The sequence below is a fragment of the Variovorax sucrosi genome (genome assembly GCF_051216635.1).
In the GTDB taxonomy this organism is placed as follows: Bacteria; Pseudomonadota; Gammaproteobacteria; order Burkholderiales; family Burkholderiaceae_C; genus Variovorax.
Map to the genome: position 1 here is coordinate 36,602 of NZ_JBPJZU010000001.1, position 26,172 is coordinate 62,773.

The 26,172-nt window shown below is 70.0% G+C and carries 19 protein-coding genes; 12 read left to right on the forward strand and 7 right to left on the reverse strand.

Annotated features, from left to right (window positions below; genetic code table 11):
* Positions 1-181: 181 nt before the first annotated feature.
* Together ACSFBE_RS00170 and ACSFBE_RS00175 are read left to right on the forward strand one after the other, a co-directional pair.
* Positions 182-2,185: a serine/threonine protein kinase gene (locus tag ACSFBE_RS00170; protein WP_435488346.1), complete on the forward strand. Its 2,004-nt coding sequence runs from the start codon at positions 182-184 to the stop codon at positions 2,183-2,185.
* Entirely contained in the window at positions 2,182-3,387 is a 1,206-nt protein-coding gene (locus ACSFBE_RS00175) for an OmpA family protein (RefSeq protein WP_435488347.1), read from the forward strand. Before ACSFBE_RS00170 ends, ACSFBE_RS00175 begins: the two co-directional genes overlap by 4 nt.
* 37 nt (positions 3,388-3,424) lie before the next feature.
* Here ACSFBE_RS00175 and priA read toward each other — a convergent pair whose 3' ends face one another.
* Together priA and hemE are read right to left on the reverse strand one after the other, a co-directional pair.
* Positions 3,425-5,497 (reverse strand): replication restart helicase PriA, encoded by a 2,073-nt coding sequence (gene priA, locus ACSFBE_RS00180; protein ID WP_435488348.1) that lies wholly within the window; start codon positions 5,495-5,497, stop codon positions 3,425-3,427.
* Between the two features lie 408 nt (positions 5,498-5,905).
* Positions 5,906-7,009: a uroporphyrinogen decarboxylase gene (hemE, locus tag ACSFBE_RS00185; RefSeq protein WP_435488349.1), complete on the reverse strand. Its 1,104-nt coding sequence runs from the start codon at positions 7,007-7,009 to the stop codon at positions 5,906-5,908.
* Between the two features lie 224 nt (positions 7,010-7,233).
* Here hemE and ACSFBE_RS00190 point away from each other — a divergent pair, with 224 nt between their 5' ends.
* Positions 7,234-8,883 carry an ankyrin repeat domain-containing protein gene (locus ACSFBE_RS00190; protein WP_435488350.1) on the forward strand — a complete coding sequence of 550 codons (1,650 nt, stop codon included), beginning with the start codon at positions 7,234-7,236 and terminating at the stop codon, positions 8,881-8,883.
* 6 nt (positions 8,884-8,889) lie between these two features.
* Here the strand turns inward: ACSFBE_RS00190 and ACSFBE_RS00195 are convergent, their stop codons facing one another.
* The 3 genes from ACSFBE_RS00195 to ACSFBE_RS00205 all read right to left on the reverse strand — a co-directional run bounded on the left by ACSFBE_RS00195 (position 8,890) and on the right by ACSFBE_RS00205 (position 12,673).
* Positions 8,890-9,582, reverse strand: coding sequence for a redoxin domain-containing protein (locus ACSFBE_RS00195; protein ID WP_435488351.1), 693 nt, complete (start codon positions 9,580-9,582; stop codon positions 8,890-8,892).
* Between the two features lie 116 nt (positions 9,583-9,698).
* Positions 9,699-11,876 carry a protein-disulfide reductase DsbD family protein gene (locus tag ACSFBE_RS00200; protein WP_435488352.1) on the reverse strand — a complete coding sequence of 726 codons (2,178 nt, stop codon included), beginning with the start codon at positions 11,874-11,876 and terminating at the stop codon, positions 9,699-9,701.
* Between the two features lie 47 nt (positions 11,877-11,923).
* The gene (locus ACSFBE_RS00205) at positions 11,924-12,673 is read right to left on the reverse strand and encodes an alanyl-tRNA editing protein (RefSeq protein WP_435488353.1); all 750 of its coding nucleotides are present in this window, start codon (positions 12,671-12,673) and stop codon (positions 11,924-11,926) included.
* Between the two features lie 127 nt (positions 12,674-12,800).
* Here ACSFBE_RS00205 and ACSFBE_RS00210 point away from each other — a divergent pair, with 127 nt between their 5' ends.
* From ACSFBE_RS00210 to ACSFBE_RS00220, 3 genes are all read left to right on the forward strand, one after another.
* Positions 12,801-14,135: a PQQ-dependent sugar dehydrogenase gene (locus tag ACSFBE_RS00210; protein ID WP_435488354.1), complete on the forward strand. Its 1,335-nt coding sequence runs from the start codon at positions 12,801-12,803 to the stop codon at positions 14,133-14,135.
* A 62-nt stretch (positions 14,136-14,197) separates the two neighbouring features.
* Positions 14,198-14,710 (forward strand): SET domain-containing protein, encoded by a 513-nt coding sequence (locus ACSFBE_RS00215; protein ID WP_435488355.1) that lies wholly within the window; start codon positions 14,198-14,200, stop codon positions 14,708-14,710.
* Between the two features lie 195 nt (positions 14,711-14,905).
* Positions 14,906-15,745, forward strand: a complete 840-nt coding sequence (locus ACSFBE_RS00220; protein ID WP_435488356.1) for a creatininase family protein — start codon at positions 14,906-14,908, stop codon at positions 15,743-15,745.
* A 9-nt stretch (positions 15,746-15,754) separates the two neighbouring features.
* Here the strand turns inward: ACSFBE_RS00220 and ACSFBE_RS00225 are convergent, their stop codons facing one another.
* Positions 15,755-16,384, reverse strand: a complete 630-nt coding sequence (locus ACSFBE_RS00225; protein ID WP_435488357.1) for a YbhB/YbcL family Raf kinase inhibitor-like protein — start codon at positions 16,382-16,384, stop codon at positions 15,755-15,757.
* 117 nt (positions 16,385-16,501) lie between these two features.
* Here ACSFBE_RS00225 and ACSFBE_RS00230 point away from each other — a divergent pair, with 117 nt between their 5' ends.
* The 4 genes from ACSFBE_RS00230 (at position 16,502) to ACSFBE_RS00245 (ending at position 20,382) form a co-directional block, all read left to right on the forward strand.
* Positions 16,502-18,022, forward strand: a complete 1,521-nt coding sequence (locus tag ACSFBE_RS00230; RefSeq protein ID WP_435488358.1) for an ATPase domain-containing protein — start codon at positions 16,502-16,504, stop codon at positions 18,020-18,022.
* A 1-nt stretch (position 18,023) separates the two neighbouring features.
* Positions 18,024-19,703: an ATP-binding protein gene (locus ACSFBE_RS00235; protein ID WP_435488359.1), complete on the forward strand. Its 1,680-nt coding sequence runs from the start codon at positions 18,024-18,026 to the stop codon at positions 19,701-19,703.
* Positions 19,704-19,772: 69 nt separating this feature from the next.
* On the forward strand, positions 19,773-20,018 hold the full coding sequence (locus ACSFBE_RS00240; RefSeq protein ID WP_435488360.1) for a GlsB/YeaQ/YmgE family stress response membrane protein: 246 nt from the start codon (positions 19,773-19,775) through the stop codon (positions 20,016-20,018).
* A 37-nt stretch (positions 20,019-20,055) separates the two neighbouring features.
* Positions 20,056-20,382, forward strand: coding sequence for a hypothetical protein (locus ACSFBE_RS00245; RefSeq protein WP_435488361.1), 327 nt, complete (start codon positions 20,056-20,058; stop codon positions 20,380-20,382).
* A gap of 13 nt (positions 20,383-20,395) precedes the next feature.
* Here the strand turns inward: ACSFBE_RS00245 and ACSFBE_RS00250 are convergent, their stop codons facing one another.
* Positions 20,396-21,070: a histidine phosphatase family protein gene (locus ACSFBE_RS00250; RefSeq protein ID WP_435488362.1), complete on the reverse strand. Its 675-nt coding sequence runs from the start codon at positions 21,068-21,070 to the stop codon at positions 20,396-20,398.
* A 220-nt stretch (positions 21,071-21,290) separates the two neighbouring features.
* Here ACSFBE_RS00250 and ACSFBE_RS00255 point away from each other — a divergent pair, with 220 nt between their 5' ends.
* A complete protein-coding gene (locus ACSFBE_RS00255) occupies positions 21,291-24,740 on the forward strand; it encodes an autotransporter outer membrane beta-barrel domain-containing protein (protein ID WP_435488363.1) in 3,450 nt (1,149 codons plus the stop codon).
* A 178-nt stretch (positions 24,741-24,918) separates the two neighbouring features.
* Complete coding sequence (locus ACSFBE_RS00260; RefSeq protein WP_435488364.1) at positions 24,919-26,169, forward strand: NAD(P)/FAD-dependent oxidoreductase; 1,251 nt, start codon at positions 24,919-24,921, stop codon at positions 26,167-26,169.
* Positions 26,170-26,172: the final 3 nt, after the last annotated feature.

A 26,172-nucleotide genomic window follows, 5' to 3' on the forward strand; every position in this document is an offset into this window, starting at 1 on the left:
TGCTTTGGTATTCAGTGACTGTTAGAGTCGCCCGCAAAACAGGGGGTCTCATGACAGCGACGCAAGTTCGCATCGACAGGTGTCGGGCGCTCGGCGGGCACGCGTGCCCGCCATCGAAACACGGCCAAGCCGCCATCACCGGGCGCGTGCTGGCGCTGTCTGCAGCCGGACGGGGCGAGCCATGAAGCACATGCCACCCGCACCCAGCCCGCCGGGCACCGCGCCGCAGTGGATCGATCCGCCCACCGTGCTGGGCGACATGATCGATTTCCAGATCGCTTCGCCACCGAGCCCTGACGACGAGCCGGCACGAGGCAGCCTTCATGTCCTGCCCGAAGGCACCCGCCTCCTCGACTACGAGATCGTCGGCCTGATCGGGGAGGGCGGCTTCGGCATCGTCTACCTTGCCTACGACGCTGCCCTCGAGCGCCATGTGGCCATCAAGGAGTATTTGCCCGCTGTGATGGCCTCGCGCGCCAGCACGCGCGCCGTGATGGTGAAGTCGCAGCGGCACGCCGATGCCTTCAGCACCGGTCTGCGCAGCTTCGTCAACGAGGCGCGTCTGCTGGCGCGTTTCGACCATCCGTCGCTGGTCAAGGTGTTGCGCTTCTGGGAAGGCAACGGCACGGCATACATGGTCATGCCTTTCTACGAAGGGCCGACCCTGACCCATGCGCTCCAGAACCTCGGGCGTGCGCCGACCGAACAGGAACTGCTCGGCTGGCTGCGGCCGCTGCTGCATGCGTTGAGCACGCTGCACGCCGCGCGCTGTTATCACCGCGACATCGCACCCGACAACATCCTGCTGACCCCGGCCGGCCCGTTGCTGCTGGACTTCGGCGCCGCCCGCCGGGTGGTGGGTCAGGCGGCCGCTGCGCCCACCGTCGTGATCAAGCCGGGCTATGCGCCGATCGAGCAGTACGGCGAGGCGCCGACCCTCAAGCAGGGGCCGTGGACCGACGTCTATGCGCTCGGCGGGGTCGTCTATGCCGCCATCGCCGGCCAGCCGCCCCTGCCCGCTGTCGAGCGGTGGATCGACGACCGCCTGCCGCCGCTGTCCGAGATCGCGCGAGGCCGGTACAGCAGCCACTTCCTCGCGGCGGTCGGTGCGGCGCTGGCGCTGAGGCCGGCCGATCGCCCCGAAAGCGCCGCCGCGTTCTGGGCGCAGCTCAACGGTCCGGCCGGTGCGGAGATGCCGCTGGCCGCAGCCGCACCGGCTGCCTTCACCGTGCCACTCGACGTCGACGCCGCGGAGACGCCCGAAGAACTCGTTGCCGACAGCAGCAGCGCGGTGGCTGTGGCCGCCACCCCGGTTGCAGCCGTTCCTTTGCCCGAAGCCGAAGTCTGGGACGAGACCGAGTTCGCGCCGTACGACGACGTGGAGGTGACACCAGCGCGTGACGTGGCGCCTGAGGTGGCGTCGCTGCCCGAAGCGACGCCGCTCCGCAAGGAGCCCTCGCTGGATCCGCCACCAAGCGCGGAACCAGCGCTCGCCCTCCGAGCCGACCCCGTGGCCGATCTGCCGGCCGCAATCGAGAACGCTGCAGCGCCCGTGCTGCCACCGCCGCCCATACCCGAATGGGCAGCGCCGCCGTCCTTGGGCACCGTGGCACGGCCCTGGGAGGCGCGCAAGCGAAGGCGCCGGTATGTCGTCCTGCTCGCCCTGCTCCTCGCCGTGCTCGTGCTGTGCGGCTGGGCATTCAATGCGATGCGCAGCCGTTCCGGTCCCCCGGCCACGCCGGCGGTGGTGCCGTCGCCACGCGAGGCACCGCCCACGCCGGCCCCTGCGGCCGTCCCGCTGCCTGCGTCGCGCGCCACACCCGAGGCGCCGAAGGCGGACGCCAGACCGGGCGCCGCGGTGCCGCAGCCGGCCGCGCCGGCTTCGGTGGTGCCGCTGTCACCACCTGCAACGACCAAGCCCGCCGCGCTGCCAGCGCCGCCAGCGCCACCGGCCGAAGCCCGGGTGACTCCCGCCGAACCGAAGGCGCCCCGGGCACCGGCGAGGCCGATCGCAACCGCGCCCGTGCCCGCGCCGCCCCCCGCCCCCGCAGCGCGCGAGCTGCCTCCGCCAGCCCCGACGGGCACGGCCGAGACACGCCGCCGATGCACCGATGTTCTTCAGCGGGCCTCGATCGAACCGCTCCGGCCTGCGGAGCTAGCTTTTCTTAAAAGGGAGTGCCGATGATGATGATGACAACGATCCACCTGACAAAGCGCCGGTTCCAGACGGCGCTGTCCTCTGCAGCCCTGCTGCTCACCTTGGCCGCGGCCGGCTGCGCTTCGCCGCCGGTGCCCAGCGACGTAGCGCTGCCGTTCGACGAAGCAGTGATCCAGGCGACCGACGTCCTGATGGCCCAGACCGGTGGCATGGGCGGCTTCCTTGCAAAGCGCAGCGTCGTGCTTGATCCCATGATCCAGGCCGGTACGGGCCAGCAGAACGTCGCCACGCAGACCTTGCAGCGACGCGTCGCCGAGCGCATGGGCTCGAAGCACGGGGCGGTCGAGATCCTGCCGTTCCAGAAGGACAACCTGGCCAAGGCCACCCACCTGCTGACGGGCACGCTCACCCGCCGACCTGTCGGCGCCGCGTCAGGGCCGCTGAAGATCCAGCTGGCGCTCACCGACCTGCGCAGCGGCATGGTGGCAGCGCAGTCTTCCGGTCTGGCGCGCGACCAGGGCATCGACTACACCCCGCTCGTCTACGACCAGGACAGCCCTGTGATGGCGCAGGATCGGGTCGTCGAAGGCTATGTGCGCACCACCGCCACACCGGCCGGCCAGCGCGCCGACGCCTACTACCTGGAGCGGCTGGCCATCGCGCCCGTCATCACCGAGGCCGCGTCGCTCTACAACGCCTCGCGCTACCAGGAGGCATTGGCACAGTACAACGCCGCGTCCGCCACGCCGTCGGGCGACCAGCTGCGGGTCTTGAGCGGTATCTACCTGAGTTCGGTCAAGCTCGATCGCACGGTCGAAGCCGAGCAGGCTTTCGCCAAGATCGTGGACTACGGCATCCGCAACAAGCAGCTCGGCGTGAAGTTCCTGTTCAACCCGGGCGCGACCGCGTTCTGGTCCGATCCGAAGGTGAGCGGTCCCTACGGCATGTGGCTGCACCAGATCGCCAGCCGCAGCACCGAGGCGGCGGTTTGCCTCGATGTCGTCGGCCACACCAGCCGCACCGGCAGCGAACCGGTGAACGACGCCCTGTCGATGCAGCGCGCCAATGTGATCCGCCAGAAGCTGGTGACCGAGTCGGCGGTGCTGGCCGGCCGCACCCGCGCCAGTGGCAAGGGCTTCCGCGAGAACATCGTCGGCAGTGGTTCCGACGACGCCGTCGACGCGCTGGACCGTCGCGTCGAGTTCAAGATCGTCGGCTGCGGCACCTGAGCTGAATGGCGGGCGCGCTGCCGCGCCCTTCAGAGCCTCAGATCTGCTGCGGGTCGACGTCGACCAGCCAGCGAATCACGCCCTTCCCCTCGGGGGTGCGACGCAGGCCGTGCAGCAGCGGCTGCCATTGCGCGAGCAAGCGCTGCAGGGCGGCGCGCGATCCGCTTTCGACCAGCATCTGGGCCCGCTCGACGTTCGCCACACGCTGGATCGCGAGCGGCACGGCGGGGTAGCGCGTGACGCGCTCGGCGTCGGGCAGTCCGTCCGCCGCCGCGCTCGCCGCCGTCAGAAAGGCCTGCGCCGCCTCCTGCGTTCGCGCATCGGCCCGCACCAGCGCCTGAAAGGCGAAGGGCGGCATGCCTGCCGCGCGCCGCTCGTCCAGCTCGCCCTGCGCGAAGGCCGGGTAGTCGTGGCGCCGCAGCGCTGCAAACAGCGGGTGGTCGCGGTGGTGGGTCTGGATCCACATCTCGGCGGTCGAGCCCTGGGCCGCGAGGTAGGCTGCATCGCGCCCCGCCCGGCCGGCCGATTGCATCAGCAGGCTGAAGAGCCGCTCCGGGGCGCGGAAGTCGCTGGAGAACAGCGCGCCGTCCGGGTTGACCGCGGCGACCAGCGTGATCCGCCGGAAGTCGTGGCCCTTGGCGATCATCTGGGTGCCGACCAGCACATCGACATCGCCGGCGTGCACCGCCGCCAGCTGCGACTCCAGCGCACCCTGCTTGCGCGTGCTGTCGGCGTCGATGCGCGCGACGCGCACCGCGCTGCCGTCGGGCCGCTTCACGTCCGCCAGCAATGCGCCCAACTGTTCTTCGAGCTGCTCGGTGCCGCGCCCGACCGGTGCAATGTCCGGATTGCCGCACGCCGGGCAGGCCCGCGGCACGCGTTCGGTGAAGCCGCAGTGGTGGCAGCGCAGCGTGCGGTCGATCTTGTGGAAGACGCGGTAGGCGCTGCAGTGCGGGCATTCGCTCTTCCACCCGCAGTCGCCGCAGGCCAGCACTGGGGCGTAACCGCGCCGGTTCAGGAAGACCATGCTCTGCTCCCCGCGCGCGATGCGCTGGCCGATGGCCTCGAGCAAGCCGCCGGAGAGCACCGTCTTGGGCGGCTGCAGCGCCATGTCGACCAGGCGCACGGCGGGCAGGGCGCCGGCGCCGACGCGCGAAGGCATCGCCAGCCGCAGGTAGCGGCCGCCGGGGTCGTCGGTGGCGGCCGGGCGGCTCTGGTGCCAGCTTTCCAGCGAGGGTGTGGCGGAGCCGAGGATCACCTTGGCGCCCTCGTTGTGGCCGCGCCAGACGGCCAGGTCGCGGGCCGAATAGCGCGCACCTTCCTGCTGCTTGTAGCTCGGGTCGTGTTCCTCGTCGACCACGATGAGCCGCAGCGTCGGCATCGACGCGAACACCGCCATCCGGGTGCCCAGCACGATGCGCGCGTGGCCGGCGTGGGCGGCCAGCCAGCTGGCCAGGCGCTGCGGGTTCGTCATGCCGCTGTGGAGGGACACCACGGCGTCGCTGCCGAAGCGCGCCCGGAAGCGGGCTTCCAGCTGCGGCGTCAGATTGATCTCCGGCACCATGACCAGGGCCTGCGCCTCCGGTGCCTGCGCCAGCAGCCGGGCCACGGCCTGCAGGTAGACCTCGGTCTTGCCGCTGCCGGTGCTGCCGAAAAGCAGGAAGGGGCCCGGCTCGGCCTCGATGCGGCGCAGCGCCTCGGCCTGTTCGGCCGTGGCTTCCGCAGCCGTGCCCCCGGTTTCCGCCGCTTCGGCCGCCGCGCCGCGCGGCCGCTTCAGCCGCCGCGCCAGCTGCACGCCGCTGAGATCGCGCAGTTGCGGCGGGAGCGCCGACAGGGCCACCTCGCCGAGTGACCGCTGGTAGTAGCGGGCGGCGAAAGCGACCAGCTGGCGCCAGGCGTCGCCCAGCGGCGGCAGGTCGTCCAGCGTTGCGGCGACCGGCTTGAGCGACAGCATCCCGTCCTGTTCGGCACCCCGCGGCTCGGCCTGCCAGACCACCCCCAGCACCTCGCGTCGGCCGAGCGGCACCCGCACCAAGGTGCCGGGCGTCAGCGGGGCGCGTCCCGTGTAGCTCAGCAGATCGTCGAGCGCTGCATGCGCCGGCGTTTGCAATGCGACGTCGATTCGCCAGGCGTCCGGGGCGGCCTGGGAATCTTTCTCAGTTAATGCGACTTTGAGCAAAATGCCTTAAGTGGTTGATTTGCTTACGGTTTGCAATCCGTCCAGAGTTTGTGTGGATAACTTTGTTGATATGTATGCTCCACACGCCGCCAGCCCTTGAAAATCAAGGCTCCGACTAGAGTGCCCGCAAAAAAAGCATCGCGGCGAATCGTTATGAATCAATGACTTAGCGGCGCTATCGCTTTATGAGCGACGGGCTGGCGCCCTCGGATATTTTTGCGCACCGCAGCACGCGTTTTGTGCATAAGTCAACCGCCACAGGTCGATTCGCTTGACAAACGTGGAATCAACCCTTTGGTCTTACATGCGCCGAAAGCGTGAAAAAATGCAAGCGAGCGCTTATTCTCGTAACAGCCTCGACTGGGCGTGGACCGCCTTGATCAAGACCGCCACATGGTCCGGTGGCGTGTACTGGCTGATGCCGTGCCCCAGGTTGAAGATGTGCGTCGGACCCGGCCGCGACGCGTCGGTGTGCGGCCGACCGAAGCTCCGCAGCACCTTCGCCACTTCGGCCTCGATCTGCGCCGGCGGCGCGAACAAGACGTTGGGGTCGATGTTGCCCTGCAGCGCCTTCCCGGCCTCGCCTTCGCCGACCAGGGCGCGTGCCGCGCCGAGGTTGACGGTCCAGTCCAGGCCGAGCACTTCGCAGTCCAGCGTGCGCATGGCCTCGAGCCACAGGCCGCCGCCCTTGGTGAACACGATGCGCGGCACCGGCGTGCCGTCGGCGCCCTCGCGCTTCAATTGGCCCAGGACGCGCGTCGTGTAGGCAAGGCTGAATTCCTGGAAGGCGCCGTCGGCCAGCACGCCGCCCCAGCTGTCGAACAGCATGACCGCCTGGGCGCCGGCGTCGATCTGGGCGTTGAGGTAGGCGGCCACCGCATCCGCGTTCACCGCCAGCAACCGGTGCATCAGGTCGGGGCGGCTGTACATCAGCGACTTCACCAGCCGGTAGTCGCTCGACCCGGCGCCTTCGACCATGTAGCAGGCCAGCGTCCACGGGCTGCCCGAGAAGCCGATCAGCGGCACCCGGCCGTTGAGCGCGCGGCGGATCGAGGTCACGGCGTCGAACACATAGCGCAGCTTCTCGAGATCGGGCACCGCGAGCGCCGCGATGGCGGCCTCGTCGCGCACCGGCCGCGCGAAGCGCGGGCCTTCGCCGGCTTCGAAGGACAGGCCGAGGCCCATCGCGTCGGGCACCGTCAGGATGTCGGAGAACAGGATCGCCGCGTCGAGCGGAAAGCGCTCCAGCGGCTGCAGCGTGACCTGGGTCGCGTAGTCGACGTTGGTGGCCAGCCCCATGAAGCTCCCGGCCTGGGCGCGCGTCGCGACGTACTCCGGCAGGTAACGCCCGGCCTGGCGCATCAGCCAGACGGGAGTGTGATCGGTCGCCTGGCGCCAGCAGGCGCGCAGGAAGGTGTCGTTTTGCAAAGCGGCGAAGGGCATCGCCCGATTGTCGCAGCCGGCCCTGGCGCCGAGCCCCCTTGGCGCATTGACCACGTGGATGCGTTGCACCTACCATCCCGCTGCGGTGCAAGCCGCGCCCGGGCCCGCGGGAAGGGTTGAACCCACTTGCTCTCACACGCTGCCGCGCCGACGCGCGGCGCTTTCACCAGCTCCTTTGTGCAGCCGGATTTGCGGGTCGTCGGCGCTTCATGCACGGAGGTTCAGTGAAACGCATTCCCGCACGGCCCGATCTCGGGCATCTCAAGAAGCAAGCGAAAGAGTTGCTTGCCGGCTATCGACGCGGCGATCCCGCTGCATTTACCCGGTTCCGGCAATCGCTGCCCCTTGCCGCGGGCAAGGACGTGGCGGCCATCGCAGGGCTCGGCCTGCGCCTGCACGATGCGCAATCGTGCCTGGCGCGCGAGTACGGCTTTCCGTCGTGGGTCGATCTGCAAGGCTTCGTCCTGGCCCGCATCGCGCAGGCGAACGACCCGGCCCGCGCGGTGCTGCTGTGGCTGCGCGCCGCCTATGCCGGCGAAGTGTCGGGCGGCAACAACCTGGCCAAGCCTGCGGTGGCCGCGCGCCTGCTCGCTGAAAGCCCCGGACTGCTGGGCGACGACCCCTACCTCGCCTGTGCCATCGGCGATGCCGACCTGCTGCGCCAGGCGATCGCGCGCGACCCGGGCTGGGTCCACCGCGCCGGAGGGCCGCTTCTGCTGCCGCCGCTCCATGCGGTGGTTCATTCCAGCCTGGTGCAACTGCCGGCCTTTCGGGATCGTCTGCGCGCCTGCACCAGCCTGCTGCTCGATGCCGACGCCGACCCGAACCAGGCCATCGGCAGCCGCTGGCCGCCTGCATCGCTCGCTGCGCCGTCCGAGGAAGTTCGCCTGTCCGCGCTCTACGGCGCGGCGGGCTTGAACCGCGATGTGGGGCTCACGCAGCTGCTGCTGGAGGCCGGCGCAGACCCGAACGACGGCGAATCGCTCTACCACTCGCTCGAGGAGCCCGCCTGCACGCGCCTGCTGCTGAAGGCCGGCGCCCGCGTTGACGGCACGAACGCGCTCTACCGCGTGCTCGACCTCGACCGGCTGGCGTCGCTGCAGCTGCTGCTCGCCAGCGGCGGCGATCCGAACGAAGCTGCGCCCGACGGACCCGCGGGCGATTGGGGACGGCCGCTGCTGTGGGCCATCCGGCGGCGGCGCTCGCCCGCTCACATCGAGGCGCTGCTGGACGCGGGCGCCGATGCATCGGCGCGAACGCCCGAGGGCATCGACGCCCACACCTTGGCGCTGCGCTTCGGCCTGACGGACGTCGCCCGGCTGCTCGCGCAACGGGTCGGCAGCGATGCGCCACTGCCACCCGACGAGCAGTTCGTCGCCGCGTGTGCGCGTGGCGACGGGCCTGAAGCCCGGCGCCTGCAGCAAGCACATCCGCAGTTGCTTTCCACGCTGTCGCCCGCGCAACGGCGTCTGCTGCCCGAACTGGCTGCCCAGCCGGGCTGCGGCGCGGCCGTGCAGCTCATGGTCGAACTCGGCTGGCCGATCACCACGACCGGCGGTGACTGGGATGCCTCGGCGCTGAACCAGGCGGTGTTCCGCGGCGATGCTGCGCTCGCGCGCTTCCTGCTCGCACACGGCGCCACATGGACCGAGCGGCACGGCTTCGGCGACGACGTCAGCGGCTCGCTGTCGTGGGCGTCGCTCAACCGACCCACGGAGGACGGCGACTGGGTCGGCTGTGCCGAGGCGCTGGTCGCGCATGGCTTTCCCGGCGCACAGCCCGACCCGGATGGCTCCGATGGCGTGATCGTCGAGGGGCGGCTCAAGTGGTTCTCCGACGAGGTGACGGAGTGCCTGCTCGGGTCCCGGCCGTGACGATCGCTAGCTCTTGTACTTGATCGAGCAGCCGTACGGCCGGGTCGACGCACTGCTGATCGGCCGGCTGCCGAAGGCCTCGCCCAGCGCCTGGGTCACATAGTTCGTGGCGCTCTTGATGTCGTCGGGCCGGGCCGAGGGAATGCTGTCGATGCCCCCCGCGTACACCAGCGTGCCCTTGGGATCGATGATGAAGATATGCGGCGTGGTGCGCGCACCGTAGGCCTGGCCGATGGTGCCGTCTTCGTCCATCAGCACTGCGGTGGGGGCGGCCGACTGCGCCTTCATCCAGCCGTCGAGCGCGGCCGGCTGCAAATAGTCGCTGGCGGCGCGCTCGGTGGAGTTGATGGCCAGCCAGACCACGCCCTTGGCCGTGGCGGCCTTCTGCGTGGCGGGCATGTTGCCGCTGCCGTAGTGCTTCCGCACGAAGGGGCAGCCGGGGTTGGTCCATTCGAGCACGACGTACTTGCCGGCGAAGTCGGACAGCTTATGGGGATGGCCGTGCGTGTCGACGGCGACGAAATCGGGCGCCAGCTGGCCGACGGCGGGCGCGGCATGCGCCGGCGCGCCCATCAGCAGCGTGCTGCCCAGCGCGACTGCGGCGGCCATCATGGCGCGGCGCGAAGCGCGGCTGAGGGCCGCGCCGGCATCGCGGGCGGCCCGGGCGGAGCGCGAGGCAGACGATGAGAGGGATGGCATGGGTTGCAAACTCCGAAAAAACCAATGACGGCCGCAGCTTAGGCCGTTTTTTTCAAGGCCATGTGACAAGCCGTAGCCTGGCCGGGGTCATGCCAGGCGCCTTCTTGCGCAGCAATTCACAAGGCCGCAAGCGCCGCCTTCAGGTCGCTCTTGCTCAGAATCTCGGTCAGCACCACCGGCGCCTTGCCCGGCGCCTGCAGCACGTACACCGGCACGCCACTGCGGCCGAGCGCGTTCAACGCCGCGGTGATGGCCGGGTCCTGCCGCGTCCAGTCGGCGCGCAGCAGCGCGACCTGGCGGGCGTCGAAGTCGGCCAGCAGATCGCTGTCGGCCAGCGTGGCCTTCTTGTTGTACTGGCAGGTCACGCACCAGGCGGCGGTGAAGTCGACGAAGACCGGGCGTCCCGCCGCATGCAGTTCGACGACGCGGGCCGCGGACCACGGTTGCCAGCGCGCACCGCTGGCCGCCACCACCGGCTCCACCGGTCGCACGATGTTGCCGCCGATGGCCAGGGCCAGTGCCGCGGTGCAGGCCAGCAGGGCGCCGGCAATGACGACCCGGGTGCGGCCGCGCAGCGTCAGCGCCCACACCACCGCGGCCAGGCAGACCAGCAGGCCGAGCAGCGCGCCGGCGCCGTCGATGCCGCTTTGCTGGCCCAGCACCCAGACCAGCCAGGCGACCGTGGCGAACATCGGGAACGCGAGCACGCGGCGCAGCGTTTCCATCCACGCGCCTGGCTTGGGCAGCAGGCGCGCGACCGCCGGCACGAAACCGGCGACGAGATACGGCAGCGCCAGCCCGAAGCCCAGCGCGGCGAACAGCATCAGCGCCTGGGCGGCCGGCAGCCCGATCGCGAAGCCGAGCGATGCGCCCATGAACGGTGCAGTGCACGGCGAGGCGATGACCACCGCCAGCACGCCGGAGAGAAAGTCGTTCGCCACCGGGTGCTTCACCTGCGCGGCGCACAGCGAACGCGGCACCAGGAAGCCGAACTCGAACATGCCGGCCAGGTTGAGCCCGATGAGCGTGAACAGCGCCGCCAGCACCGCCACCACCGCCGGCGACTGCAGCTGGAAGCCCCAGCCCAGCTGTTCGCCGGCCGCGCGCAGTGCCAGCATGGCCGCGCCGAGGGCGAGGAAGGTGGCCAGCACGCCGGCCGTGTAGGCCAGGCCGGCGGCGCGGTGCCCGCGCCGGTCGCCGGCGTGGCTGGCGAAGCCCAGCACCTTGATCGCCAGCACCGGGAACACGCAGGGCATCAGATTGAGCAGCAGGCCGCCCAGCAGCGCGCCGAGCAGGGCCATCACGAAGCTGCCCGCCGGTTGCGGCAGCGGCGGCGCCGTGTTGGCGTCCAGCGCGGCCTGCAATGCCGGCGACACCTGCGCCACGGCGGCGGTCGCCGGCCAGGTGCCGGTGACGGGCGACTCGGCGCGCCAGGCGATCGGTGCGCCGTCGCGTCGGTCCCCCTCGGCCAGCGCCACCACCACCGGCATCGCGCGCGGGCTGGCGCTGCGCTGCTCGGCCAGCGGGATCGTCGCCGTCCAGCTGTCGCCTTGCCAGGCCTGGGTCCAGTCCTTGCCCGCGACGGCGGCGGTGTGGATCACCTCGGCGGTCTCGGGGAAGAACTCGAGTGTCTTGCCGCGCGCCGCCGGCGGCAGGCCGTCGATGCGCACGTTGAGCACCTTGTCGGCCACCGCGATGGCGCCGGGCTGCGCGAGCGGCATCGGCTGCGCGGCGAAGGCGGCATCGAAGTCCGTCTTGTGCAGCGCGGTCGAACCCTGCGCCGGCAACGTCAGCGCGAACTGGCCCTCCTCGGGAATGCATTCCTTGCGGCAGACCAGCCAGGACGCCTTCAGCCGGACGTCGATGCCGCCCGCGCCCACCAAGGCAGCGGCGGGCTTGAAGCCGGGCGTCACCGTGACCGGCACCGGCAGCAGCACCGTGTGCTCGTAGCCGTAGTTGGCGAGGTTGCCGATCGGGATTTTCTTGGGCACCGGCCAGGCGATGTCGCCGGCGCTGAGCCCGGCCGGCAGCGTCCAGGTCAGCTCGGTGGGCAGGCCGGAGTCACCGGCGTTCTTCCAGTAGGTGTGCCATTCCGGCTGGTGCGTGATCTGCAGGCCGACCCAGATCGTCGCCCCCGGCGCCACGCCGTCCGGCGCATGCGCGACCAGTTCGGCCCGCACGTGCGAGGTGGTGACGACCGGCGAGGCCTTGGGCTGCAATTGCGCCGCGGCCGGCAGCACGGCCGCCAGGGCGAGCGCGGCCACGGAAAGTCTGGAAAGGAAAGTTCGAAGCATGCCGGCAGTCGGAGCGGGAGTCGGTGGGAAGGTTCCTGATGCGCCGCTCAGGCCGCCCAGCCCAGCACCACGCGCCGGCTGTTGGCGCTCTTCTTCTCGATCTTGGTCACGACCACCGCGCCGATCTCCGCCGTGTTCGCCACGTGCGTGCCGCCGCAGGGCTGGAAGTCGATCTGCTCGCCCTCGGCGCCGCCGATGCGGATGGTGCGCACGGTGCCGTTGCCGCGCGGCGGCTGCACGCTCATGCTCTTGACCAGCGAGGGGTTGGCATCGAGCTCGGCGTCGGTGATGGCGCCGACGGCGAGCGGATGCGCCGATTCCACGAGCCGGGCCAGGCCGGCGGTAAGCGCGTCCTTGTCGAGCGGGTCGGTCATGTGGAAGTCGAGGCGCGCGTAGTCCGGCGTGATCGAGCAGCCGTTGACCGGCTGCGCCACCAGGTGGCAGAGCAGGTGCGTGGCGGTGTGGAAGCGCATCAGCCGGTGGCGGCGCTCCCAGTCGATGCGCGCCGTCACGGCGTCGCCCGCTGCCAGCGTGGCGAGCAGCGTCTCCTGCCCGGGCGCCGGCAGGTGGAGGATTTCGTCGGTCGGTTGGCCTTCGGCATCCTTGGCCTTGCGGGTGTCGATGATCGCCAGCGCGCGGCCATCGGCCAGCTGCAGCGTGCCGGCATCGCCGGCCTGGCCGCCGCCCAGCGGGTAGAACACCGTGCGGTCGAGCACCACGCCCGCCGCGTCGAGGCGCACGATGCGCGATGCGCATTCCTGCAGGTAGGCGTCGGCGCGGAACAGGTCTTCGGTCATGCTGCCGATGGTAGCGGCGCACCCGGCTTGAGGTCGGACCACGCCAGAAAGCGCCTACAGCCGACAGCCCGCAGCCGGCGCTGCCCCGAGCATCGCCGACAGCCCCTGCATTCTCAAGGAGACCCGAATGAACCGCTGGACCCGCCTCTGCCTGATTCCCGTTGCCGCGGCCGTCGTCGCCGCCTGCGGCGAAACCGCGCGCCTGCCTTTCGAGGCCGGCGTCGGCCCCGCACCGCAACTGCCGGCTCCCAACAAGACCTTCATCCCGACGCTGAAGATCTCCGAAGCGGTCGGCTGGACCGACACGGCCGGGCCGACGCCGGCGAGCGGCTTCAAGCTCACGGCCCTGGCGCGCCAGCTCGACCATCCGCGCTGGGTCTACACCCTGCCCAACGGCGACGTGCTGGTGGCCGAGAGCAACAAGCCGCCCAAGGAGCCGGGCGCGCCCGAGGCCAAGAAGGGCCCGATCGGCATGATCAAGGACTTCGTGCAGGGCAAGGTCATGAAGCGCGCCGGCGCCGAGGTGCCCAGCGCCAACCGCATCACCTTGCTGCGCGACACCGATGGCGACGGTGTGGCCGAGACGCGGAGCGTCTTCCTTCAGGGGCTGCAGTCGCCCTTCGGCATGGCGCTGGTGGGCAACGAGCTGTTCATCGCCAATGCCAACGCCCTGGTGAAGGTGCCGTACACCGAAGGCCAGACGACCGCGACCGGCGCGCCGGTGAAGGTGACCGACCTGCCCGCCGGCATCAACCACCACTGGACCAAGAACGTCATCGCCAGCGAAGACGGCAGCAAGCTCTACGTGACGGTCGGCTCCAACAGCAACATCGGCGAGAACGGGCTGGAGGCCGAAGAAGGCCGCGCGGCCATCTGGGAAGTCGACGCCAAGAGCGGCCAGAAGCGCCTGTTCGCGAGCGGCCTGCGCAACCCCAACGGCATGGGCTGGGAGCCCGACACCAAGGCGCTGTGGACGGTGGTGAACGAGCGCGACGAGATCGGCAGCGACCTGGTGCCCGACTACCTCACCTCGGTGAAGGACGGCGCCTTCTACGGCTGGCCCTGGAGCTACTACGGCGGCCATGTCGATGCGCGGGTGCAGCCGCAGCAGCCCGACCGCGTCGCCAAGGCCATCGCGCCGGACTACGCGCTCGGCACCCACGTGGCGCCGCTGGGCATGACCTTCTCGAGCCCGCGCGGCATGCCGCCGGAATATGCGAACGGCGTCTTCATCGGCGAGCACGGCTCCTGGAACCGCCAGCCGCAATCGGGCTACAAGGTCGTCTTCGTGCCCTTCATCGGCGGCCAGCCCACCGGCCAGCCGAAGGACTTTCTCACCGGCTTCCTGAATGCCGAGGGCAAGGCGCAGGGCCGGCCGGTCGGCGTCGCGCTCGACAAGGCCGGCGCGCTGCTGGTGGCCGACGATGTGGGCAATGCCGTCTGGCGGGTCTCGAAGCAGTAGGCCGCGCTCCCGCCCGCAGCGCGGCCCTGAATGCGCGCGAAAATGGCGTCGAGAAGCCCCCGATGAAAAAGCACAAGCCCTCGTCCGCCCCGTCTTCCACCCCCTGCATCCGGGTCGCGCAAAGCGGCATCCACGGACTCGGGGCCTTCGCGACACGCGACCTGCCGGCCGAGGCCTTCCTCGGCCTCTACGAAGGGCGCCGCTACACGCCCGCGCAGATCGCTGCCAAGGACTGGAACGACCAGCTCACCTACCTCTTCAAGCTGTCCAACGACGAGACGATCGATGGCGCCAAGGGCGGCAACGCGACGCGGCACCTCAACCACTCGTGCGATCCGAACTGCGAGGCGGTGGAGGACTACGACGAGCGCGGCGAACTGGTGCTCAAGTTCCAGACCCTGGTGGCGGTCGAGGCCGGCGATGAGCTCTTCATCGACTATGGCCTGACCGCCGACGACGGCTCGCCGGCCAGCGACTATGTCTGCCACTGCGGCGCCCCGAGCTGCCGCGGCACGATGCTGGCACCGCCCGAAGGCGTGCCCGACCCCGTGTCGTTCCCGGCGGGCTCGCCCTAAGAACCCGTCGCCGCCCCGTCTTGCGCTGGCAGGCTCCACCCGGGGGGCCGGCGGTGCTTCAGGACACCGCCCCGTGAAGAAACTGCCAGGCCAGCCCCAGGATGCAGGAATGCGCGCATCGGCCTGGGCCAGCGCAGCCTGGGCTTTGCCACGGCCCGGGCTCGGCGGGCACGGGCAGGTTCTAAGATCCCGCGCATGACCCTTCCGGAAACCTCCACCGCTCCCGTCGCGCCGCGCCGCTTCTGGTCGCAGCTGTCGACCCGCGACTTCGCGGCGCTCGACCCGGCCACCGCCGTGGCGGTGCTGCCGCTCGGCGCCACCGAGCAGCACGGGCCGCACCTGTCGCTCGGTGTGGATTCGGTGCTGGTGGACGGCATCGTGGCCGCCGCGCTGCCGCTGCTGCCGGTCGAGCTGCCCGCGCTCTTCCTGCCCAGCCAGCACATCGGCCTCAGCCCGGAGCATGCGAACTTCCCCGGCACGCTCACGCTGTCATCCGAGACGCTCATCCGCCTGTGGCACGACATCGGCGCCGGCGTGGCGCGCGCCGGCGTGCGCAAGCTGGTGCTCTTCAATGCGCACGGCGGGCACGTCGGTGCCATGGACATCGTGGCGCGCGAGCTGCGCGCCGCGCACGGGCTCATCGTCTACGGCGTGAGCTGGTTCAACCTGCCGCTGGGCGAAGCGGGTGCGCAGTTCAGCGCCGACGAGCATCGCTTCGGCGTGCACGCCGGCGAGATCGAGACCTCGATGATGCTGGCGCTGGCCCCGGCCCAGGTGGCGATGCAGGCGGCACGCGATTTCGGCTCCGCGTCGCGCGATCGGGCGGCCGACTATCCGATCCTTGGCAACGGCCGCAGCGCCAAGCTCGGTTGGGCCATGGAGGACTACAACGCCGAAGGCGCCGCCGGCAATGCCGCTGCGGCGACCGCCGGCAAGGGGCAGGCGGTGGTGGACGCTGCCGCGCACGCCCTGGCCCAACTGCTGGCCGAGGTGTCGCGGCTGCCGCTGTCGATCGTCGGCGAACCGGCGCCCTAGGCGCGCCGTTCAACCGGCGATCACCGGGCCGGCCGGCGCGCTTTCCTCGATGCGGATCGAGCCGTCGGGCCGCTCGCAGGTGCCGATCAGCAGGCCGCTGGCCATCGCGTGTTCACGCAAGGCATCGATCAACTCGTCACGGCCCGGGGTGTCCGAAAACACCGGCACCCGGCGCAAGGCGTAGAGCTGGAAGGCATAGCGGTGCACGCCGTGCCCGGGCGGCGGGTCGGGCGGCAGCCACGCCGCTTGCAGGTAGGAGTTGCGCCCGACATGCAGTCCGGCGCCTTCGTTGTCTGCACTCGGCAGCGCGCCTTCGGCCAGGGCACCGTCCTCGGCGGGTAGCCCGACCACGATCGCATGCACCAGGGGGTGCGGCGTGGGCGAATCCGCGTCCTCGACCAGCAGCACGAGCGCGGCGGCGCCGGTGGGCAGGCCGGTCCATTGCAGCGGTGGCGACAGGCCTTCGCCGTCGGCGGTGTAGCGCGCCGGCAGCGGGGCATGGTCGGCGAAGGCGAGGCTCGTCAGCGCAATCGACGCCATGCCCTCGCGCAGCCCCAGCGTGTTGTAGACCAGCGCGTTCAGACCGGCACGGACCCCTTGCAGGGCGTGGCCGATGACCTCGGGAAGTTTTTCGAGCATGGGAGGGGTATAGCGCGCCAGGCCGGGCCCGCGTGTAGGACGCCGCAGGACAGCCAGGACCGTGAGGCCTCGGCAGAATGGACACATCGCTTTACGTCTGCTTCGCCGCTGTCTTCCATGCCTCACGAGTCCTCCCTCACGCCGCCGGTGTTCCCGCAATCGCGCGCAGCCACCGGCATTGCCGGTCTCGACAATGTGCTGGGTGGCGGCCTGCCCCGCGGCCATCTCTATCTGGTGGAGGGAACGCCCGGCGCCGGGAAGACGACCTTGGGCCTGCAGTTCCTGATGGAGGGGCATGCCCGCGGCGAGAAGGGCATCTACGTCACGCTGTCCGAAACCGCGTCGGAGCTCCGGACCGTCGCGCAGTCGCACGGCTGGTCGCTCGACGGCATCGAGCTGTTCGAGCTGGTCAACGAAGAAGGGCTCAGTCCGTCGGCCGAGCAATCCATCCTCTATCCCTCCGAGGTGGAGCTCGGCGAGACCACCCGCGGCGTGATGAGCGCGGTGGAACGCCTCTCACCCACGCGGCTGGTGTTCGACAGCCTCTCGGAGATGCGGCTGCTCGCGCAGGACCCGTTGCGCTACCGGCGCCAGATCCTCGCGCTGAAGCACTTCTTCGCTTCACGCGAGTGCACGGTGCTGATGCTGGACGACATGAGCGCCCAGGGGGGAGACCTGCAGTTGCACAGCATCGCGCACGGCGTGCTCCGGCTCGACCAGGCCACCGGCGACTACGGGCCGGCGCGGCGGCACCTGCGCATCGTCAAGATGCGCGGCGTGCGCTATCGCGGGGGCGAGCACGACGTGCAGCTCGACACCGGCGGCATGGAGGTGTTTCCCCGGCTGATTGCGTCCGAGCATCGAGGCAATTTCGAGAAATCGAATGCCTCGACCGGCACGCCGGCGCTCGACGAGCTGCTGGGCGGCGGGTTGGCACGCGGCAGCAACACGCTCTTCATCGGCCCGTCCGGCGTGGGCAAGACCACTACCGCCATGTCCGCCGTGGTGGCGGCGCTGCGTCGGGGCGAGAAGGCGTCGTACTACCTGTTCGACGAAGGCAAGGGCACGCTGTTGCGCCGCTGTGCCTCGCTCGGCCTGCCGCTCGAGGAATTCATCGACAGCGGGCAACTCGAAATCCTCCACCTCGACCCGGCCGAGATGTCGCCGGGCCAGTTTTCGAACATGGTGCGCCTGGCGGTGCAGGAGCGCGGCGCGAACACCATCGTCATCGACAGCCTGAACGCCTACCTGCAGGCCATGCCCGGCGCCAAGTTCCTGCTGCTGCAGATGCACGAGCTGCTGAGCTTCCTCAACCAGCAGGGCGTGATCACGCTGCTGGTGCTGGGGCAGCACGGCATCATCGGCGACGTGCGCAGCGACCTCGACCTGTCGTACCTGTCCGATGCCATCGTGCTGTTCCGCTTCTTCGAGGCGCACGGCAACCTGCTCAAGGCGGTGTCGGTGGTCAAGAGCCGTACCAACCGGCACGAGCTGAGCATCCGGGAGTTCCGCCTGGGCGACGACGGCGTGGAGGTCGGCCCGGCACTGACCGACTTCGAAGGCGTGCTGGCCGGCGTGCCGGCCTATCGCGGGCAGGTTCCGCTGCTCGGCGATCCCTCGCTCATCGCCAAGGCCTGAGGTGGAGCGCAGGGTTCTCATCCATGCGCCGCGGGGGCGCGATGCGGCCGTGGTCCAACGGGTGCTGCAGGGCATCGACCTCGTCGCGGTCGTCTGTGCCTCGGCCGATGCGGTGTTCGTGGCGCTCGACGAAGGCGCTGCCGCGGCCATCCTGACCGAGGAATCGCTGCTGGAGCTGCCCGAAGCGCCGCTGCGCGCCTGGCTGATGGCGCAGCCGAGCTGGTCCGACTTTCCCTTCATCGTGCTGGCCTCGCGCGACGCCAGCGGGCGCTCGCGCAAGGCGCTGGCCTTGCTGCAGACCCTGGGCAACGCCTTCGTGCTGGAGCGGCCGGTGCACACCGAGACACTGGCACGCGCGGCCGACGCAGCCGTGCGTGCGCGCCGGCGCCAGTACGCCACGCGCCTGCACCTGCGGCAGCTCGAGGACACGCGTGCCGAGGTCGAGCGGCTCAACACCGAACTCGAAGCCCGCATCGCCGCCCGCACGCGTGAACTGGCCGGCGCCAACGACCGGCTGATGGCCGAGATCGCCGAGCGCGAGCGCGCGCAGGCCGCCCTGATCCAGGTCCAGAAGATGGAGGCCATCGGCCGGTTGACCGGCGGCATCGCGCACGACTTCAACAACCTGCTGCATGTCGTGAACATGAACCTGGACCTGGTGGCGCGCGTGGCCAAGGACGAAAAGGTGCTGGGCATCGCCTCGCGCGCCAAGGGGGCCGTGGGCCGCGGCGCGAAGCTGACCGGGCAGTTGTTGTCCTTCGCGCGCAACCAGTCGCTGCTGCCGCGGCTGACCGACGTGAACGCGCTGCTCGACGGCATGCGCGAACTGGTCGCGATGTCGGTCGGCCCGTCGGTCCAGGTCCAGCTCTCGCTGTGCGCGGAACCCGCCTGGGCCGTGCTGGACGCCAACCAGCTCGAGATGGCGGTGCTCAATCTGGCGGTCAATGCACGCGATGCCTTGCCCAACGGCGGCACGCTTTCGATCGGGACGCGGCTGTGCGGCGCCGTGGGGGAACTGCCGGCCGGCGAGTATGTGGCGGTGTCGATCCGCGACAACGGCGTGGGCATTCCGCCGCACCTGCTCACCAAGGTGTTCGACCCGTTTTTCACCACCAAGCCGGTCGGCAGCGGCACGGGGCTCGGGCTCAGCCAGGTCTACGGCTTCGCACGCCAGTCGGGCGGCCTGGCGACGCTGCGCAGCGAAGAGGACCGCGGCACGCAGGTCGAGATGGTGTTTCCGGCCTCGCGCGAGCGTGAGGTGGTCACCGGCACCGCGGTGGCCAGCAGCCCGCCGCAGGCTCCCGCGGCCCAGCGCCAGAAGGTGCTGGTGATCGAGGACGATGCGGAGGTCCGCCGGGCCATCGTCGAAAGCCTCTCGATGCTCGGCTATGTGGTGAGCGAAGCGGCCGACGGCGCCGCTGGACTGCACGTGCTCGGCGCATCGCCGCACGACCTGCTGGTGGTCGACTACGCCATGCCCGGACTCAATGGTGCCGAGGTGATCGCCAAGGCCCGCGAGATGGTCGGGAACATCCCGGTGATCCTGGCCACGGGCTATGCGGACATGGCCGAGGTCGGCCGTGTGCTGGGCACGCAATCCATCCTCATCAAGCCCTTCGACATCTCGACGCTGGCCGGCGCCGTCTCGAAGGCGCTGCCGCAGCCGGCGCCGCTATCATGACGCGGCCTCTTCGGCGGCACGGCAACAACATTCTTCTATCAGCCCACCGTTTCACTTCAAGGGAATCACATGAGCATCGTCTGGACCATTCTGATCGGCTTCATCGCAGGACTTGTGGCGCGTGCGCTCAAGCCCGGCAACGACTCGGCCGGCTTCATCATCACCACGCTGATCGGCATCGCCGGCTCGCTCATCGCGACCTACCTGGGCCAGGCGATGGGCTGGTACACGGCGGGGCAGGGTGCCGGATTCATCGCCTCGGTGGTCGGCGCGATCGTGCTGCTGTTCATCTGGGGCATGCTGAAGAAGCGCTGAGCCAGCGCGTCGGCGCTGCGGCGCCGAGACGTCCCGCATGGCGAAGCGCCCGCATTACCACGTGTATGTGGTCGCACTCGACGACCGGGTGTGGAACATCGCCCGCTTTCGACGGGCCAACCCTGACCACGTGCTGGGCAAGCCCTTCGTGTATGTCGGCATGACCGGGCTCGATCCGGATGTGCGCTTCGACAAGCACAAGGCCGGCATCCAGGCCAATCGCTATGTCACCGACCACGGCCTGCACCTGATGCCGTCGGTCTACGAACGCTACAACCCGATGCGCCACGACGAGGCGCTTGCGATGGAGGTCGAGCTCGGCATCCGTCTGCGCGCGCTCGGCTGGGGCGTCTGGCAGGCCTGAAGGCGCACCGGCCTCAGGCGTAAGTGACCATGTCCTCGCAGGCCGGGCCGTCGAGGTGCGGCAGCGTGTTGTACGTCAACAGCACGTGGCGCTTGGGCGTGAAGACGAACTCGGTCACCGCCGTGTTGCGGATGCGCATGTTGAGTTCGATCGTGGCCTGCGGGCTGGTACCCAGCACCTGGCCCACGGCGGTGCTGATCGGGCCGCCGCTCGACACCACCAGCACCCGCGCCCCGTGGTGGTTCGTGCGCACATGGTCCAGCGCGCTCGTCACGCCGGCCAGGAAATCCACGTAGCTGAGCATGCCGACCGGGGCGGTCCGGCCCTGCATCCAGGCGCCGAGTCCGTCGCGCAGCAGCCTGAAGTGCTGGCGGTAGAGCGCCGGTGTGTCAGGTTTTTCCAGCTTCCCGGGATGAAGGGTGGCGATCAGCGCCGCGCTGTCGTATTCATTGAGCCCAGGCCAGGGCAGCACGTCCTGGGCGTCGAGGCCGAGTCCTTCGGCGATCCCTTCCCAGGTCTGCCGGTGCCGTTTCAGCGTGCCGGTGATCACCGCATCGAAACGCATGCCGCGCTCCCGCCAATAGGCCCCGAGCCGCACGGCCTGGCGATGGCCGAGCGCACTCAGCTGGTCGTAGTCCTCCGCCCCCAGGCTGGCCTGGCCGTGGCGCACGAGATAGAGATGTCCCATGCCGGCGATTCTGGGCAGGCGAAAGGCTGACGACCGTCCCCGGAGGGACTGGCGCCATCTGTTGGTAGCGAACTCGCGTGATGGATGTCACGAGATGGTGCGTTGATGCGGTGTTACACGAAGCACAAAGTTCTAATCATGAAAGAATTGAACACTTTCGTATCAATGTGTCTCGCGGTAATTGCACCGTTTCGGGGCACTTCAACAGCAGGAGCCTATCGTGAACAAGTCTTATCGCAGTATCTGGAATCATGCCCTCGGCGCTTGGGTGGCCGTGTCGGAAGTCGATCGGGCGCGCAGTGGCGGCCGCGGCGCCTCCGTCGTGGTGCTGGCTGCCGCACTGCTGACCGGCGGCAGTGCCGGCGCGCAGATCGTCTATGCCGCCGGCAGCGACAACGCGGCCCCCCTGCCCCTCGTTGCCGGGACCGACACCGCGCTGGAAGTGACCGCGGCCGGCACCCGAGCCACGCAGTCCGGCGTGATCAGCGGCGCCGGCAGCAGCGTCACCAAGACCGGGGACGGCCTGCTGGTGCTTGGCAGCCGCGACCTGTCGGTTCCGGAGGTCGTCAACACCTATTCCGGGGGCACGACCCTCGCGGCCGGGGCGCTCGAGGTCACCAGCGGCGGGTCGCTCGGCACCGGCACGCTCACCGTCAACGGTGGCACGCTGCGCGGCGGCGTCACGCTGCAGAACAACGTGGTGGTGAACGGCAACTTTGCCGTCGATCCGCTCGACACGCGCTCCGATTCGATGCCGCGGGCGCGCGAGAACGGGCTGACGCTCAACGGCAACATGGCGCTGAACACCGATGCCACGATCAGCTTCGTCGGCCCGTCCTCGGTGACTTACCTGCTGACGCTGGGTGGGGTGGTGTCCGGCAACCACGGCATCACCTTCGAAGCACCGCTTTCCAATCAGTACTGGGGCGACGTCGACATGGTCGGCAACCAGTCCAACACCTATACCGGCCTGACCACGGTGCGGGGGCGCATGGTGCTGGCCCTGATGCGCACCGGCGGCGCCACCGCCATCCAGGGCGACCTGCTGGTGGAGCCGACCGCGACGGTGGCCCTGCGCGAAAGCGAACAGATCGCCGACACCTCGACCGTGACGGTGAACAGCCCCTTCGGCCCGACTGTCAGCGGTATCACGCTGCCCGGCCTGGCCTTTGTCGCACCCAACCTGGTCGAGACCGTCGGTACCCTGAACGGCACCGGGACCATCGGCCTGGGTTCGAGCACGCTGCGCACCGGCGCGGGCGACTTCTCGGGCGTGATCTCCGATGGCTTCGTCCCGGGGGGCAACGGCAGCATCGTCAAATACGGCAGCGGCACCTTCAGGCTCTCCGGCGCGAACACCTACGCGGGCGGCACGTGGATCGAAGGCGGCACCTTGCAGGTCGGGAACAACAGCGCGCTGGGCAGCGGCCGCGTGACGATGTCGGCCGGCAGCACGCTCGACTACGACAGCACCTCGGTCACGGACATCGCCAACCCCATCACGCTCGCCGGCAATGCCGCGCTGAACGTGTCGGCCGGCCGTGTGCGCCAGAGCGGCACGATCGATGAAAGCGGCGGCAGCCAGGTGCTGGTGAAGACCGGCGCCGGCCTGCTCGAACTCACGGCGGCCAACAGCTACAGCGGCGGTACCGCCATCCAGGGCGGGGTGCTCGACATGAACGGCGCCAATGCGCTGGGCAGCGGTGCGGTGCAGGTCGCCGCCGGCGCCGGCCTGCGCATGAGCAATGCGGCTTGGCTGGCTGGGCAGGCCGTCACCAGCCAGGGCACGGTCGACGTGTCGAACGTCGCCGCCGGGACGGCGATCGGCTCGCTCAACGGCAGCGGCGACGTCCTGCTCGGCGGTCGCATCCTCACCCTGGGGGCACTGAATGCGAACGACGCCATCGGTGGCGTGATCCAGGACGGCGGCGTGGCCGGCGGCACGGGGGGCAGCCTCGTCAAGGCCGGCACCGGCACGCTGACGCTGACCGGCGCCAACCGCCACACCGGCGCCACCACCGTGGCGAGCGGCACGCTGCGCACCGGCGCGGTCGACACGCTGAGTGCGGCGTCGGCCCACAGCGTGGCAGCGGGCGCCACGCTCGACCTGGCCGGCGCGAGCCAGACGGTCGCGTCGCTCGCCAACAGCGGCACCGTGTCGCTCGTCGGCACTGCACCCGGCACGCGGCTCACCGTCACCGGCGCCTACGTCGGCAACAACGGCACGCTGCACCTGGGCACCGCGCTCGGCGACAGCAACAGCGCGACCGACCGCCTGGTGCTCAATGGGGTCGGCGCCAGCGCCGGCGGTCGCACCACGGTGCAGGTGACCAACCTCGGCGGCCTCGGCGCACGCACCACCGGCAGCGGCATCGAAGTCGTGAGCGCGCTCAATGGCGCAACGACCACTGCGCAGACCACCAGGAGCGCGTTTGCGCTGGCCGGTGGCCACGTCGATGCGGGGGCCTACGAGTACACGCTGCATGCGGCGGATGCCAGCGGCAGCGGTGAGAACTGGTACCTGCGCTCGGAAACCACCGCAGCACCGCCACCCGCACCGGCACCCGCACCCGCACCCGCACCCGCACCCGCACCCGCACCCGCACCCGCACCCGCACCGGCACCGGCACCGGCACCGGCACCGGCACCGGTACCTCAGGCCGTCGAAATCGTGCCGGTCGGCGCAACGCCGGTGGCCAGCCCTGCCACCGTGCCGACCTACCGCGCCGAAGTTCCGCTCTTCGCCGCGCTGCCGCAGCAGTTGCGCCAGGCCGACTGGGCCATGCTCGGCAACCTGCACCAGCGCATCGGCGACGAGCCGGTGGCCGGCGCCGCCAGCACCGGCAGGCGCAACGCATGGGGCCGTGTCATCAGCACCGGCATCGAGGTCAAGCAGCAGGGCGACGCCGCACCGGACAGCAAGGGCCGCCTGGACGGCTTCCAGGTGGGCACCGACCTGTGGGCCGACGGCAACTGGCATGCCGGCATCTACGTCGGCCAGCTCGACGGCAATGTCAGCGTGAACGGCTTCGCCCGCGGCGTGTATGGCAGCGTCGGCCGCAACGACCTGCGCTCGCGCTACCTCGGTGCCTATGCGACCTGGTACGGTGACAACGGCTTCTACGCCGACGCCGTGCTGCAGGCCGGCGACCACCGCTACACCGTGCAGCCAAAGGGCAACGCCTTCGCGTCGGGCAAGGGCGACAGCCAGACCGCATCCATCGAAGTCGGCCAGTCGCTCGCACTCGGCCGGGGCTGGACCATCGAGCCGCAGCTGCAGCTCATCTACCAGCGCGTCGACCTCGACGACGTGTCGATCTCCGGCGCCCGCGTGCAGCAGAACAGCGACAACGGCTGGGTCGCCCGTGCCGGTGTGCGCGTGAAGGGCGCGATGAGCACCTCGCTCGGCGCCCTGCAACCCTACGGCCGCCTGAACCTGTACCGCGCCTCGAGCGGCACCGACATCGCGCGCTTCGTCGGCCCGGCCGCGGCCACCGACATCGCCACCCGCACCGGCGGCAGCTGGGGCGAAGTGGCCGGCGGCATGACGCTGGCCCTGAACCCGACCTGGAGCGTCTACGGCGAAGTCGGCCAGATGTTCGCCGTCGGCGGCAGTGCACGCATCAAGAGTGGCGTGCAGGGGTCGATCGGCGTCAAGGCACGCTGGTAGGCACCGGGGTGCGGGGTGTACGGCGGCATCGCCCTGTACACCGTGCGCACCGTGCGCTGCGCGGCTTCGGCAGCAGTCGGAAGCATCCGGCAGCAGGTGGCGGTTATTGACGCGTTATTGTCATTCCCGCCAGTCGTCGGGAGCGGACAATGACCTGTCTTGACACCGATGACTCACCATGCAATCCACCGCGATCGGCACTGACGTACTGGTTCTCGGTGCGGGCATGGTCGGCACCTGCACCGCGCTGCAGTTGGCCCTGCGCGGGCACTCGGTCGCGTTGGTCGACCGACGAGCGCCCGGCAACGAGACCTCCTATGGCAACGCGGGGATCATCCAGCGGGAAGCGGTCGAGCCTTACGCATTTCCTCGCGCCTGGTCGGCGGTGCTCGACGTCGCGCTGAAACGGGGCATGGATGTCGACTATCACTGGAGTGCCTTGCCATCGATGGTGTCGCCACTGGCGCGCTACTGGCATGCCTCGGCGCCGTCGCGCTATGCACCCATCGCATGCGACCACCGTCGCCTGATCGAACACTGTTTGAACGAGCACCAGGCCCTGATCGCCGAGTCAGGCGCCGGTGCGCTGGTGCGCAAGGAAGGCTACCGATTGGGCTTTCGCAGCCAGGCCGCGATGGACAGCATGGCGGCCCGCGCTGTCACGCTTCAGGCGCAACACGGCATCCGACACACCCTCCTGGACGGTGATGCGCTGGCGCAAGCAGAGCCCGGTCTTCATAAGCGGTTGGCGGGGGCGGTGCATTGGCTGGACCCGTGGTCCGTCAGCGATCCCGGCGCTCTGGTACAGCACTATGCCGATCGATTCGTCGCGCTGGGTGGCCATGTCGCCGAGGGCGACGCGACCACCTTGACTGAACGGGCCGGTGGATGGCAGGTGCAGTCGGCGAGTGGCCCGTTGAGCGCACGCCATGCCGTCATCGCCCTGGGGCCGTGGGCGAAGGAACTGACCTCCACGCTGGGGTACAAGCTCCCACTCTTCGTGAAGCGCGGCTACCACCGCCACTACCGCGGCGGAGCGGGTCTGCGGCTTCCGCTGCTGGACGCCGAGCGTGGCTTTGTCATGGCACCGACGGCCCAAGGCATGCGCCTCACGACCGGGGCGGAGTTCGCTCGCCTCGGGGCGCCTTCCACCCCTGTTCAGCTGGAGAAGGTCGAACGTGCGGCGCGCGAGTTGATCGACTTGTCGGAGCCGGTGGAGGCTGAACCCTGGCTGGGCAACCGACCCTGCACCGTGGACATGAAGCCGGTGATCGGTCCGGCACCGAGGCACCCGGGCCTGTGGTTCAACTTCGGGCATGCCCACCAGGGCTTCACCCTGGGGCCGGTCAGTGGCCGGTTGATGACCGACATGATCGAAGGCACGACGCCTTTCGTCGACCCCGCGCCTTACTCGCCGCTGCGGTTCTGAACG